Source organism: Persicimonas caeni (genome assembly GCF_006517175.1).
Lineage (GTDB): Bacteria > Myxococcota_A > Bradymonadia > Bradymonadales > Bradymonadaceae > Persicimonas > Persicimonas caeni.
The window spans coordinates 1,804,463-1,818,009 of record NZ_CP041186.1 but is presented as its reverse complement, the minus strand read 5'-3'; the positions used below and the strand labels follow the sequence as shown (position 1 = coordinate 1,818,009).

The following is a 13,547-nucleotide window of genomic DNA, read 5'->3' as shown; positions in this document are numbered from 1 at the left end:
AGGAGTGCCGCCTGAAAAGATGGCGAAACTCCAGATTAGGGGCTTGGGCCATTAATGAGTCGCGCGTCTGCACGGCTTGCCGATACGCGACTCCCTAATGGCCTTAGCCGCTAATAGAGGGCGTCGCTGACCTGCACGGCCTACGGTTCACTCTCCCTCCCTAACGACTTGATGTATTCGACCAGCGCGAACACCTCCGCCTCGCTCAACTGGCCCTGGTACGACGGCATGATGGCTTCGTAGCCCGCCACGATGTGCTTTTGGGGCAGCAGGATCGAGTCGCGCAGGTAGGCTTCGTCGGCGACGACCGTCTCGCCTGACTCGAGCTGGACGCGTTGGCCGTATAGGCCGGTCAGCATCGGCGCGCGCGACGCGGAGTCGGTCGCGTGGCATCCCGAGCAGCCGGCGCGGTTGAAGATCTTTTCGCCGCGCTGGGCGAGTGTCTCTTCGGTCTCGCCGCCCTCGAGCCAGGCGGCGTAATCGGCCTGGCTCATGACCACGACTTCGCCGCGCATGCGTGAGTGGCCCGTGCCGCAATACTCGGCGCACATCAGCCTGTAGCGGCCGGGCTTGGTCGCCTCGAACCACACGGTGGTGTAGCGGCCGGGCACGACGTCCTGCTTGATGCGAAATTCGGGCACGAAGAAGCTGTGGATGACGTCCTGGGAGGCGAGCCGCAGCATCACCGGGCGGTTGACCGGCACGTGCAGCTCGTCGATCTCGCGCTTGCCCTGCGGGTGCTGGACCTTCCACATCCACTGCTTGCCGAGCACGAAGACCTCGACGGCGTCGTCGGGGATCTCCTGGATCTCGAAGTATTTCTGGGCGCCCCAGAAGAAGACGCCCATCGCCATCAAAAACGGCACGCCGATCCAGAACGCCTCGAGCTTCCAGTTGTTGGTCACCGGGTTGGAGCGGTCGGCGTCGGAGCCCTTGCGGTATCGAATTAGAAAGAAGAGCGCCGCGCCGGCGATGATGAGCATGAAGAAGCCGGCCAGCCCGATCAGCACGAAGTAGACCGCGTCGACCTCGGGGGCGACCGTCGAGGCCTGATCTGGAAAGAATGGAAAGTCCCACATGGCTCAAGCCCCCCTGCGTCGACGGCGAAAGGCGACGAGCATGCCCAGCGCGAGCACAAGCACGGTCGCGCCGCCGGCCAGGCGCATCACGTTCATGATCGCCACGCTGTATTTGCCGGTCTTCGGGTCGTAGTGGAAACAGCGCATGAGCACCCGGTCGACCGGCGAGCCGACCGAGCCCTCGGAGGCGTCGAGCAGCCCGAGTTTGACGTCGTTCGGTGGGTAGTCGACGCCGAAGAAGTAGCGCGAGACCGAACCGTCGGGCGTGAGCACCATGATGGCGCCCGGGTGGGCGTACTGGTCCTTTTCGGCGTCGTAGGCGTAGTCGAAGCCGACGCTTTCGGCCAAGCGCGCGATGGAGGGCTTGTCACCGACCAATGAGTGCCAGCCGTCGCTCGCGCCGTCTCGTCCGTACATCTGCAGGTAGCGCTGGCGCGCCGACTGGGTCAGGTCGAGCGGCTCGTCGGGGTCGATGCTCACCGACAGCACCCGGTAGTCCTCGCCCATGTCGAGCGAGATCTTCTCGAGGCTCTTGATCATCTCCTCGTGGACGAGGCTGCAAAGGTGCGGGCAGTCGACGTAGCCGAGCGCCAAGATCACCGGGCGCTCGCCGTCGAAGTAGCGGCCGAGCTCGACGCGCTCGCCTTTCGAGTTGCGAAAGGTCAGGTCTGTGGGGACCTGGCTGTCGAGCTTTTGCTGCAGCCCGGCCCTGTCGATCGCGCTGGGTTGGTCGAGGGCACTCTTCGGTGGCGACGCGGCCCAAGCGGGCGCGGCGAGCGCCACGACGGCGAGCGCCAAGACGACGAGCGTTGCCAGCCAGACGGCGACGATGTGGGGAGGTGGTCTCATGGCGATGATTCCTCCTCTTGTGGAGACGCCTGTTGTGGAGACGCCTGCGGGAGTCCGTGCTCCTCGACGAGTTCGATGGCCCGGTCGATGGGAATCTGGGCGCGCTCGCGCTGCGGGTCGAGCCACTTGTACTTGTTCAGGCGCGCCTCGTTTTGCGATCGGACCCGCTCGAGCACGCGGCGAGGGTGGATTTCGACGCCTGGCTCGAGCTGCTTTTTGAGCGGCCGCGTCTCTTCGACTTGTTCGAAGCGCGAGCTGGCCTGCTGGCCGGGGTGAGCGCGGTTCGGGTGCTCGGCGCCGTAGCATCCGCGAGTTCCCGCCACCACAAACCCGGTGATGACGAGCACCACGAAGAGGCCGACGGTCGTCCAGGCGATTGCCGAGACGTTGACGTCTTCTTCCTCGTGGTAGGGATGCTCGCCGTGCGGCGGCTGCTTTTGGGTGTCGGTGGTCTCGTCGCTCATCATCTGCCCCCATGTGCTTTGCGCCACTCCGGAAAGAGCTCCTTGGAGCTGCGCGTCATGAGCGGCTTTCGCCCCAGAAGCCACGCGAAGGCGAAGAGCCACAGGCCTCCGATGGCCGCCCAGTTGGCAAACGCTTGCCACAGGAGCACGAACTCGTGGTCGTAAAAAGCGGGCAGGACGAGCCAGTAGACGTCGGCCAAGCGCATCACGAAGATGAGCGCGCACAGGCCGATGAATAGCTTCGGGCTGCGTTTGACCTTGCGGAAGAAGAGGGCGAAGAGCGGTACGAAGAACTGCAGGGCGACGACCGCGGCGATGACCCAGGCCCAGCCGCCGGCCGAGCGCGCCAGGTACCAGGGAATCTTGTGGTGGGTGTTGCCCGACCAGATGATGACGAGCTGGACGAACTCGGTGTAGGCCCACAGGACGACGAAGACGAGCAGCAGGTTGCCGAGATCGTTGAGGCGGTCGGCGTCGACGAACTCGGAGAGCGCGTCGGTCTTTCGCAGGCCGAGGACGAGCAGGCAGAAGAAGGTCATCGCCGTGAGCAGTTGGCCCACGATGGTCATCATCGGGTAGATCGACGAGTACCACTCGGGCTCGAGCGACTGCACCCAGTCGATCATCGCGAAGGAGTCGGTGAGCACGAGCGCCACGAGGCCGAGCGCGCTCAGGATACGCAGTTTGGTGCGGTACTCTCGGTACGCGCCGGGGTTCTTTGTGTTTTCCTGCGCGAGCGACCAGCGTCGCAGCACGAACGCCAACAGCGTCCAGATGCCGAGGAAGGCCGCCGCGCGGACCAAGAAGAAGGGCACGTTCAGGTAGAGGTCTTTGTGACGGAGCACCTCACTCGCCTGGACGATCTCGGGAATCGACCACGGATAGAGCGACTGTGGGCTGAGCGCGATGGGGACAAATAGAAGCAGGAAGAGCGGCGCTGTGAGGGCCGCAGCTTCGAGCGGGCGGCGCAAGATGGCGCCCCAGCGCCCGCGGACGAGGTGGTGGACCATCAGCAAGAAGAGCCCGCCGAGTGGGAGGGCCAGCCAGAAGACGAAGGCGAACAGGTACGTCTCGATGAACGCCTTGTAGTCGACCAGCGCGCCGATGACGGCGCCCACAATGCCCAGGAGGCCCATGGCTGCGCCGACGAGTTTGAGCCGTCCGATGAGCTTATGTGCCTGTGGGGACGCGTCTGCCTGGCGAGATGGGCTGCTCATGGGCTCGCCTCCTCGAGTCTCTCCAGGTCTAGTTGCTCTAGATCTTGAGGGCCCAACTGCTCGGCCGGGGCGTTCTGGCTGTACTGGAGCGCGCGGATATAGGCGATGACCGCCCAACGCTGGGCGGGCTCGAGCCTCGCGCCGTAGCTATACATCTGGCCGAAGCCGTTGGTGATGACGTCGAAGATGTAGCCCGCCGCCACCCCTCGCAGCCGCTCGGTGTGAAAGCTCGGCGGCTCGGGGTAGCCGCTGCGGGTGACTACACCGTTGCCGTAGCCGGCCTCGCCGTGACACGGCACGCAGTAGACGCCGTATTGCTCGCGCCCCGTCTCGAAGGTCTGGCGGGTGACCTCGATGGGCAGGTCGGTGACGTAGTCTTGGGTCGCCTGCCCTCGCTGGGCCGCCGGCGCCTCGGGCGTCTGCGCGGTCGGGCTCTCTTCGGCCGCCGTCCCCGCCGGAGCCGACTGGGGGCGCAGGTCGGGCAGTGTTTTTCGGCCGTAATAAAACTCCGGGTCGAGCACCTGCGACCCGCGTGCGACGGTGCCCTGCGGCGGGTGGCGAAGGGAGCTGTGGTCGTCGAAGAAGTCGCTCTGCTCGTAGGGCTTGAGCCTGGCTTGCTCGCGCATCCGTGGGCAGCCCGGGATCGACGACACGGCGACGATGACCCCCAGCGGCGCGCCCGCCACAAAGCCGACCACGGCAAAGCGAAACGCCCATCGGAGCAGTCTCTTCACGCTGCTTTCGTCCTTGTCTTCGTTCTTGGATTCGGTCTTATGACTCATGACGGCACCTCCGAGACGGCGAGGCCGCCGAGCGAGTCCAGAAAATCGGCTGTGCGGTGGCGATCGAAGCGCCCGTCGTCGGCGCTCACCATCAAAAAGAAGCGGTCGGAGGTGACGCGGTCGAAGCCGGGGACCTCGAAGGTCGGGTGGTGCAGCTTGGGCAGCCGGTTGAGCAGCAGCATGCCCAGGAAGCCGGCGAGGGCGGCGAAGAGCACGCCGAGCTCGAAGGTGATCGGGATAAACGACGGCCAGCTAAACATCGGCCTCCCGCCGATATTGATGGGGTAGTCCCACACCCACGAGTAGGTTTGCATGCCGAAGGCGAGCGTGGCGCCGAAGAGCGCTCCGGCGAGGACGAGCGCGGCGATCCACTTGTCGTCGTGGCCCAGGATGTCGTCCAGGCCCTCGACGGGCATGGGCGTGAACGCCTCGACCTCCTCGAAGCCCTCGTCGCGCACACGCCGGGCGGCGTCTTTGAGGGCTTCGGGCGAGTCGAACTCGACCATCAGGCCGTAGAGTGTCGCCGAGTCAGTCACCGCGTGCCTCCTCGCGTGTTTCCTCGCGTGACAAGCGCTCTTGATACTCGAGCTCGCCCTTGTCCTGCTTCTCGACGAGCTCGCGCAGCTCGAACATCACGCTCACGGGCACGAAGCGAATGAAGAGGAACCACAGCGAGGCGAAGAGCCCCAGGGTGCCGATAAAGGTCGCCCAGTCCCACGCCGTCGAGTTGAAGATATGCCACTGGCCCGGCAGATAATCGCGGCTGAGGCTGGTGAGCACGATGATATAGCGCTCGAGCCACATGCCGACGTTGACGAAGAGCGAGATGACGAACAGCGCGGCGATGCTGCGGCGGACTCGTTTGAACCAGACGAGCTGGATGATCCCGACGTTGCAGGCCGTCATCACCCAGAACTGCCAGGCGTAGGGGCCGAACATGCGGTCGTGGAGCATCTGGATTTCGTATTCGCTGCCGCTGTACCAGATGAAAAAGTAGTCGAAGATATACCCGTAGCTGACGATGAGGCCGGTCAGCAGCATCAGCTTGGCGCAATTCTCCAGGTGGCGCTTCGTCACGTAGTCGTGCAGCCCGTAGAAGTGGCGAAGCGGGATGGCCAGGGTGAGCACCATCGCAAAGCCCGAGTAGAGCGCGCCGGCGACGAAGTAGGGCGGAAAGATCGTGCCGTGCCAGCCGGGCATGACGCCGATGGCGAAGTCGAGGCCCACAATCGAGTGCACCGAGATGACCAGCGGCACCGCCAGAGCGCCCACGAGCAGGTAGGCTTTCTGGTAGCGTTTCCAGTGCTTCGACGAGCCTCGCCAGCCCAGGGCGAGCACCCCGTAGACCTTCTTGACCCAGGTGGTCTTCGCGCGGTCGCGCAGCGTGGCGAAGTCGGGGACGGCGCCCATAAACCAGAACATCAGCGAGACGAGCGCGTAGGTGGTCACGGCAAAGACGTCCCACACCAGCGGGCTTCGCCACTGCGGCCACAATCCCATCGTGTCGGGGTAGGGGAAGAGCCAGTAGAAGACCCACGGGCGGCCCAGGTGAATGAGGGGCATCAGCCCGGCGCACGCCACCGCGAAGAGGGTCATCGCCTCGGCAAAGCGATTGATCGACGAGCGCCAATCTTGGCGCATCAGGAGCAAAAAGGCCGAGATGAACGTGCCGGCGTGGCCGATGCCGATCCACCACACGAAGGCGACGATGGGAAAGGCCCAGGCCACCGGGATATTGTTGCCGTAGATGCCGATACCCGTGGCGAACAGGTAGGTGAGCGCCATCAGGAGCACCATCATGAGCAAGAAGCCCGCGCCGAAGCCCACGATGACGCCCCAACCCGCCTCTCGGAGCGTCAGGCGCACGAAATCGTCGGAGACCTTCGAGTAGCTCTGCCCCGGCGCCAGCACGGGATCGGCGTCGTGGGGGCGCTCGTCACTGCGATGTGGGACGTCGGTGGTCATGGTCGCAGCTTCGGATTCGGGTTGGTGATGGCGGTCAAGTAGGTGGTGCGCGGTCGGGTATTCAGTTCGTCGAGCAGCGCGTAGTCGTGGGGCTGTGCCTTGAGCTTGGCGACTCGGGTGTTCGGGTCGTTGGTGTCGCCGAAGACGATGGCCTGAGTGGGGCAAGCTTCCTGGCAGGCGGTTTCGATCTCGCCGTCTCGGATGCGTCGGTCTTGGGTCTTGGCTTCGACGCGCGCGGCGTTGATGCGCTGGACGCAGTAGGTGCACTTCTCCATGACCCCGCGGCTCCGGACGGTGACGTCGGGGTTGTATTTGAGGTCGAGCACCGCCTCCATCTTCTCTTTTTCCTCGTGGGTGTAGTCGAGGAAGTTGAACCGGCGCACCTTGTAGGGGCAGTTATTGGAGCAGTAGCGCGTGCCGATGCACCGGTTGTAGGTCATCTCGTTGAGGCCTTCGGCGCTGTGGCTGGTGGCCTCGACCGGGCAGACGAGCTCGCACGGCGCCTTTTCGCAGTGCATGCAGGGCACCGGCTGGTGGTAGGCGTTGGGCTCGTCGGCCGAGCCTTCGTAGTAGGTGTCGACGCGAATCCAGTGCATCTCGCGGGCCATGCGCACCTGCTCTTTGCCCACGATGGGGATATTGTTTTCGGCCTGACACGCCGCCACGCACGCCCCGCAGCCGATGCACAAGGTCTGGTCGATGCTCATGCCCCAGGCGTAGCTGTCGTACTCGTACTCGGGGTAGAGCGAGTGCTCCTCATCCTCGTTCTGGGCGGGCGCGCGCTCCTCGCGAAACTCGTCGAGCGTGGCGTGTCGGACGATGGGGCGGCCGTACATGCGGTGGTGGCCCTGTGTCGCGGCGAGCGGGTAGGTGCGCTCGGTCTTTCGGAGCTCGAGCCCGCCGTCGAACCAGAGCGCCTCGGAGGTGCGAAGTGCATAGGCGTTGAAGCCGCGGCCCTTTTCGAGTGAGCCGCCGGCCTTCTTTCCGTAACCGAGCCGGACGGTGACGCACCCGTCGGCGTGGCCCGGCATCACCCACACGGGCGCCTCGACGGTGCGCTCGCGGTAGGTGAGCTCGACCACGTCCTCGTTCTCGAGGCCCAGGCGGGCGGAGGTCTTCGGCGAGATGAGCGCCGCGTTGTCCCACGTCAGGGAGCTCAACGGCTTGGGGAGCTCCTGGAGCATCCCGATATTGGCGAATCGGCCGTCCCACACGCTCGGGTCGGGCGCAAAGATCACGGTCAGTCCGTCGTCCGTGGTCCGTCGGCTCACCACGTCGAAACCGCCCCGTACCGTCACGCTCTCGGGGCCGAACACGGTGTCTGGCACCATTCCGTCGTGCAGGGAGCGACGCCACAGTCGGGGGAATCGGTCTTCGCCGAAACGCTCGCGCCAGCGCTCCATCAAGATGACGTGGCCGCGGCGGGTGTTGCCGAGCATCGCGTCGAGCATCTCGTGGGTCGATTTCCCCTTGTAGAGCGGCTCGATGAGCGGCTGCAGGATAGTGATGGTGCCGTCGTTGGCCCGCGCGTCGGTCCAAGCCTCGAGCGTATGGGCCCGCGGCACGTGCCAGCGGCACTGCTCGGAGGTCTCGTCGAAGTAGGTGCTCAGGTGGACGCTGAAGTCGATCTTTTGGAGGAGTTCGCCGAGCGCGAGGTCGGCCGGCGCGTTGTAGACGGGGTTTCCGCCGAGGATGACCAACGTGTCGACCTCGCCGGCGTCGATGTCGCGGGCCAGCTGGCGAAGTGAGTCGAGTTGGGCCTCGGGTTGGGCGGCGACCGGCACGGAGTAGGTGACCGTGGTGCCGACGTTGTCGAGCGCGGCGTTGATGGCGTGGGCGAGGGCGTGGACCGCCGGCGGTTGTTGCAGGCCGGGGACGACCACCGAGGCGCCGCGGTTGGCGCGCAAGTCTCGGGCGACTTGCTCGACCCAGCGCTGCTCGCGCGGCGTCGGCTCGAAGCCGTCGTCTGCCGTGGGCACGCCGAGTCGGCGGGCAACGGCGCGCAAAAAGCCTTCGATGCGCCGCGGGTCCATGCGCAGCCGGTTGTCGGCCATCGAGCCGGTGACCGTGAAGGTCGCCTCGACGGCGTACATGCGGTTCATCTTCGGGTCGGGCTTTGTGGCCTTGCGTCGCTCGGCCCAGTCGTGGGCGTAGCGCAGTCGGCCTGGGCCGCGGTGCAGAAAGTCGGAGTCGACCGCCAAGATGAGGTCGGCCTTGTCGAAGTGGTAGCGCGGGTGGAGTACGCGGCCGAAGGCGCGCTCGGTCCCCTCGCGCATGTTGTCGCGGTTGATCGGCGACCAGTGGTGCCAACTCGCCTCGGGGTACTCCTCGAGAAACGCGTCGAGCTGCCCGGCGAGCGTCGGCGAGGTGACCGTCTCGGTCAGGACGCGCACGCCTTGGCCCTTCGTGGTGGCCTTGGCGCCGAGGTGGGCGCGAAGCTGACTGGTAAAGTTGGTCCAGGTGCGCTCGAGCGGGGCGTCCTCGGTGTGCTCGAGGACGGCCTGCGAGCGCTCCGGGTCGTACAGGCTCCAAGTGGACGCCTGCGCGAAGGCGTCGGCCGAGCCCAGACTGGTCGGATGGAGCGCATTGCCCTCGACCTTGGTGGGGCGGCCGGCGTGGCTCTCGACGAGCACGCCGTTGGCGAAGCCATCGAGCAGAAACGCCGAGGCGAAGCAGAGCGGCTCGCCGGGGACGACTTGCTCGGGCTGCTTGACGTAGGGGACGACGTCGCCTTCGGGCTCGCGGGCGCACCCGGCGGCGCCGGCCATGACCAGCGAGGCGCCCATCAATTGCAAAAACTGGCGGCGGCTGGCGCCCTCGGGCCATTCGAAAGCGCCTTCGGGAAACTCGTCTTTGGCCCACTGCTGCAGCTTTTCGGGCGTGTCGAGCTCGGCGAGGGTCTGCCACAGACGGTCGTCCTCGGCGCGCTCTTCGAGCCGCTGGCGCATCGCTTCGAGGCTGTGCTTCTCGTCGGCCATAGGCGTGTCAGTGGTGGCAGATAGAGCAGTTGGTCAGAATCTCGGTGTCGATTCCGTACTCCTCGACGAGTCTGCGCCCCATCTTCTCGCGGTCTTTGGGCGGCTGCCATCCCATGGTGTAGACCTCGTCTCGAGGCCGGATGAACTTCTCGGGCTGCCGGTGGCACTCCAGACACCACTCCATCTGCAGGCTGGTCGCCTGGCGGGTCAGCGGCATTTGGTCGACGCGCCCGTGGCAGGTCTCGCAGCCCACCCCGGCGGAGACGTGGACGTTGTGCTTGAAGAAGACGAATTCGGGCAGGTCGTACACCCGCCGCCAGCGAAGCGGCTCGCCGCGTTCGTAGCTCTGGCGCACCGGCTCGAGGGCGTCGGCCTGCGTCCACACCTGCGAGTGACAGCTCATGCAGGTGTGCGTGGCAGGAAAACCCGCTGAGGAGCTGCGTGCGACGGTGCTGTGGCAATAGCGGCAGTCGATCCCCAGTCCATCGACATGGTGGGCGTGGCTAAACGGCACCGGCTGGTCGGGCGCCCAGCCCACCGCGGTGATATATCGCGGCTCGCCGTAGGTGCTCATCACGGTGGCGAGTCCGATCAAGAACAGCAATACGGCCAGCAGAGCCAGCCGCAGGTAGGTATCCGCCGTTTGATCGAACAGTTGCGCCATGGTGTGGCTTCACGTTGCGTGTACCCAACCTGAACAAGCTGAAGGGGATACCTGCATCGTAGACACGAGTCGGATATCTACAACGAGGCGCAACGCGGCGTACGCTCGGGCGCGAGAAGGTGCGCAGGGGAGGGGGCCCGACGAACAGTGAAGCCTGCCTGGCAGTGGACTCAGTCGAAGAGCGGCTTCTTCTCATCGAGCGGGAAGGGGACGGGATTGCCGTCGGCAATCTCGTCGAGCATGTCGCGCGCGCTCTTCTTCTTCTGGCCCTCGTCTTCGCCGTCGTCCTCGCTCTTGACGTGCAAGATGCGCATGCTCTCGCACTCGTCGCAGCGACGCACGTGTCGAATCACCGGCGCGGCGTGGTCGAAGTCGAGACCCGCCTCGAAGTCGAGGCCCTGCTCGGCCGTGCGCACGGCTTCGGGCGCTTCGCGCAGCTCCTCGGCGGGCGGCTCGGCGTCGACCGGATCGGCCAGATTGCCGCAACCGAACAGCGCGACCGAAAGCCCCAGGAGCGCCACCATTTTTGCAATCGCGCTTGTCTTGGCCATCGTGCTTGACTTCGCCATCATGTTCTTCTTCGCAGTCGTGTTCTTCATGTCGCTCTATCCGTTCGTTACTGCCGACTGTCCGCCGGCGAAGAGTCTATCCCTTCAGACGCTGTTTGAGCGCCGAGAGGTCCTCGTCGGCGTTGATGATCTGGCTCAACCTCGACCGATTCAGCTGTAACAGCTCGGCGGCGCGGGTGATATTGCCCTCGGTGCGCTCGAGCGCCGCACGGATGCACTCGTGTTCGAGCCGCCTTTGCTGCTCTCTCAGCGACGTCTTGCCATCCAGAATCTCGTGGGCGATGGCGAGCACGCGCGATGACGGCAGCTCGCCGGCATTGGCGGCAGACGGCGCCGCGTCGTGCGAGCGAAGTGTACGCGTCCAACCGAGCAGCCGACGATGGATCGGCTGGTCGAAATAATCGTCGCGAAAGGTGTCGGGCACCGTGTCGGCGCGGCCGTGAATGCGACCGGTGACCTCGTCGAGCACCTCGTAGGCGTCGTCCAGACGTCCGCCGGCCTCGTGCAATCTTACCAGCATGGCCGCCGCACGACAGTACCCGTGATGATAGCCGGCGCGGTCGAAGTCGTGCAGCGCGGCGGCGGCGAGCTCCAGGGCCTCGGCGTGCTCTCCGTCATCTTGGCCCGACAGTGCCCGAGCCAGCTTGTGCAGCCCCGCGTTTCGCGCCTCGACAGGCTGATCGAGCCCCTCAACGATGGCGCGCGCGGCCTCATTTTGGCCGAGCTCGGCATGCGCGATCGCCGCCTGCAGTCGCTCTTTGACGCCGTGAAGCGCCAGATGGTCGACATCCTCGAACCGGTCGCGCGCTCGCTCGATGGCGCGTACGGCACGGCGGTAATCGCCCATCTCGAAGTAGATGCCTGCGCGCGCCGTCGCCACCCACGCAGCGATGCGCAGCGGAGGTGTCCCCTGCGGCTCGCCGTCGATATGCTCCAGCGAGGTCAACGCTCGATCGAAGGCTCCGATATCTTGGTAGAGCGAGGCCAGGTTGTAGGCCGCCGTATAATACACGGCCGCCGCAGCAGCCTGGTCGGCCCATTCGATCGCCTCGACATACCGCTCGATGGAGGCATCGAAGCGCCCCTGACGCTGCTCGAGCATGCCCAGGTTGAGCAATAACCCGGCCCGGTCGACCTGCGGGTTTCCCTGGGAGCTTTCGACCGCTTTGGCCAACCAGTCCCGCGCTTCCTCGCTCGCTCCTGTCTGCATGGCGACGATGCCCAGGTTCGCCTGCGCACGGCACTCAGCGGCCCGCAGGCCATGGCGACGGGCGAGCTCGACCGCGCGTTCGAAGTGCAGACGCGCTGTCGCGTAGTCCTCATCGAAAATCGCCAACTTGCCGCACAGATTACGCACCCGAACGATGTCCTCGTGACGATCGTTCTCCTCGCGGTCGAGTTCCGCCAGCAGTTCGTAGGCCAGCGCCGAGGCATCGGCCTGCTTTCCGGCCAAGTAGAGCGCCTCGGCCAAGCCGATTCGAGCGTGCGGTATCTGCTCGGCAGCCACGGCGTAGGCCTGCGTTGCTGCCCCATGGTCGCCCGTGGCCAAGAGCAACTCACCGCGGAGCAACTCCAGGTCGGCCGACGCGCCTTCATCGCCGCGCCCCATCACCTCGTCGAGCCGAGCGAGCGCGTGCGACGGGTTGCCCGCGGCTCGCTCGAGTTCGACCATAAGTCGCGTGGCGCGCACGGCTCGGTCGCCGCCGGCCGCCCGTTGGGCCGCATCCAACAGCGGCCGCGCCTCCTCGACGTCGCCGCGTGCGACAAGCTCACCTACAACGTCCAGCGCCTCGTCGACCACCTGCGTGGCATCGTCGGTATGGAGGGCGTGATAGAGGGCCGTGCCCACGTCGCCCTCCTTGCGGCACATCGCACCGAGTCGGCGGTGAATCACCGCCCGGCGCTGCTCTTCGAGCTGTCGGTCGAGCCGACTGCGGAAGTCGGGCTCGTCGATAAAGAGCCGGACGCGCGCGCCGTCGACCTGGCGGCGCACGAAACCCTCGTCGACGAGCCGGCGCGCCGCAGCATCGTCGAAGTGGGTCGAAAGCACGGGCCTGCAGGCCAGCGCGAGCACCTCGAGGATGTCGCGTAGGGACGCATCGAGGCGCTCGAAGCGGTGCATGAGCAAGTCTTCGACCTTGTCGGGCAGCTCGTCGAGCAGCGTACGGAGCCGCGAGACACTGCCTGCGGTCGACTGCACCAAGCGCTCGAGCACTTCGGGTTGCCTCAAGTAGGCGCGGAGCTGCGAGGGGGCCTGAGCCTGTGCGTCGACCGTCTCGAAGCCAAGCTGCTCGAGTGGCAGGCCGAGCCCGCGAGGTTCACCGACAAAGACCACGGTGCCCGCGACACGGTAGCCGCCGTTGACTTGGGGGGCGAGGCTGGCGATGGGATCCGAGAAGACGCGCCTGACGAAATTGGCCAGCTGGCCCGCAGCCGGCTCGCCGAGTCGGTCGGCGTGCAACACCACAAGCGTGGCCGGCACCCGGCGCGCCAACAACGTCCAGAGGCGCGCCAAGAACTGGTTGCGTCGGTTCGCGGTCAGGCCGTCGTTGCCCCGCTCGCCGAAGAGCATCTGCGCCAAGCGCAGAGTCTCCTCGCAAGGAGGCGTATGGCGGCCGACTTCGCCCAAATATGCCTCCATCACCCTCGACAGCGGTAGGCCGTCGAGAGATGTCGTCGTCGGGTCGAGCACAAGCAGCACCGTGCCGCTCTCGCGGTGTTGGCGCTCCAACCGGTCGAGCCGATCGCGGACTTGCGCGGCGAACAGGCCGCGCACCACCCAACCCCGCAGTATGTCGGCGGACGCTCGCCATACTTGCGGTGGCGTCAGCGCCGAGGCCGGGGTGGTAAGCGTTGGGATGTGTTCCACAGACATCACCACTCTCCTGATTCATGTGAGCGTGAGGCAGGTCGGACATCAGGTGTTCGGACACGTGTTGCAAGTTGTGATCCGTAAGATCGTGCACACCGCGCTGACTCC

Annotated in this window: 11 protein-coding genes; all 11 read right to left on the bottom strand. The window is 65.8% G+C overall.

The features are described from left to right. Positions 1–140: 140 nt before the first annotated feature. Positions 141–1,079: a cytochrome c oxidase subunit II gene (gene coxB, locus FIV42_RS06750; RefSeq protein WP_141196934.1), complete on the bottom strand. Its 939-nt coding sequence runs from the start codon at positions 1,077–1,079 to the stop codon at positions 141–143. 3 nt (positions 1,080–1,082) lie between these two features. After that, positions 1,083–1,928: an SCO family protein gene (locus tag FIV42_RS06745; protein WP_141196933.1), complete on the bottom strand. Its 846-nt coding sequence runs from the start codon at positions 1,926–1,928 to the stop codon at positions 1,083–1,085. Beyond that, positions 1,925–2,392: a hypothetical protein gene (locus FIV42_RS06740; RefSeq protein ID WP_141196932.1), complete on the bottom strand. Its 468-nt coding sequence runs from the start codon at positions 2,390–2,392 to the stop codon at positions 1,925–1,927. Before FIV42_RS06740 ends, FIV42_RS06745 begins: the two co-directional genes overlap by 4 nt. After that, positions 2,392–3,609 (bottom strand): hypothetical protein, encoded by a 1,218-nt coding sequence (locus tag FIV42_RS06735; protein ID WP_141196931.1) that lies wholly within the window; start codon positions 3,607–3,609, stop codon positions 2,392–2,394. Before FIV42_RS06735 ends, FIV42_RS06740 begins: the two co-directional genes overlap by 1 nt. Then, complete coding sequence (locus tag FIV42_RS06730) at positions 3,606–4,391, bottom strand: c-type cytochrome (RefSeq protein ID WP_141196930.1); 786 nt, start codon at positions 4,389–4,391, stop codon at positions 3,606–3,608. The genes FIV42_RS06735 and FIV42_RS06730 overlap by 4 nt, the downstream gene beginning before the upstream one ends. Continuing rightward, positions 4,388–4,927: a DUF3341 domain-containing protein gene (locus FIV42_RS06725; protein WP_222615399.1), complete on the bottom strand. Its 540-nt coding sequence runs from the start codon at positions 4,925–4,927 to the stop codon at positions 4,388–4,390. The genes FIV42_RS06730 and FIV42_RS06725 overlap by 4 nt, the downstream gene beginning before the upstream one ends. Then, a complete protein-coding gene (gene nrfD / locus FIV42_RS06720; RefSeq protein ID WP_141196929.1) occupies positions 4,920–6,356 on the bottom strand; it encodes an NrfD/PsrC family molybdoenzyme membrane anchor subunit in 1,437 nt (478 codons plus the stop codon). The genes FIV42_RS06725 and nrfD overlap by 8 nt, the downstream gene beginning before the upstream one ends. Beyond that, entirely contained in the window at positions 6,353–9,334 is a 2,982-nt protein-coding gene (locus FIV42_RS06715) for a TAT-variant-translocated molybdopterin oxidoreductase (RefSeq protein WP_141196928.1), read from the bottom strand. The genes nrfD and FIV42_RS06715 overlap by 4 nt, the downstream gene beginning before the upstream one ends. Positions 9,335–9,341: 7 nt before the next feature. Beyond that, the gene (locus FIV42_RS06710; RefSeq protein ID WP_141196927.1) at positions 9,342–9,998 is read right to left on the bottom strand and encodes a cytochrome c3 family protein; all 657 of its coding nucleotides are present in this window, start codon (positions 9,996–9,998) and stop codon (positions 9,342–9,344) included. A 170-nt stretch (positions 9,999–10,168) separates the two neighbouring features. Continuing rightward, positions 10,169–10,567, bottom strand: coding sequence for a hypothetical protein (locus FIV42_RS06705; RefSeq protein WP_141196926.1), 399 nt, complete (start codon positions 10,565–10,567; stop codon positions 10,169–10,171). 76 nt (positions 10,568–10,643) lie between these two features. After that, the gene (locus FIV42_RS06700) at positions 10,644–13,442 is read right to left on the bottom strand and encodes a helix-turn-helix domain-containing protein (protein WP_141196925.1); all 2,799 of its coding nucleotides are present in this window, start codon (positions 13,440–13,442) and stop codon (positions 10,644–10,646) included. Between the last annotated feature and the right edge of the window lie 105 nt (positions 13,443–13,547).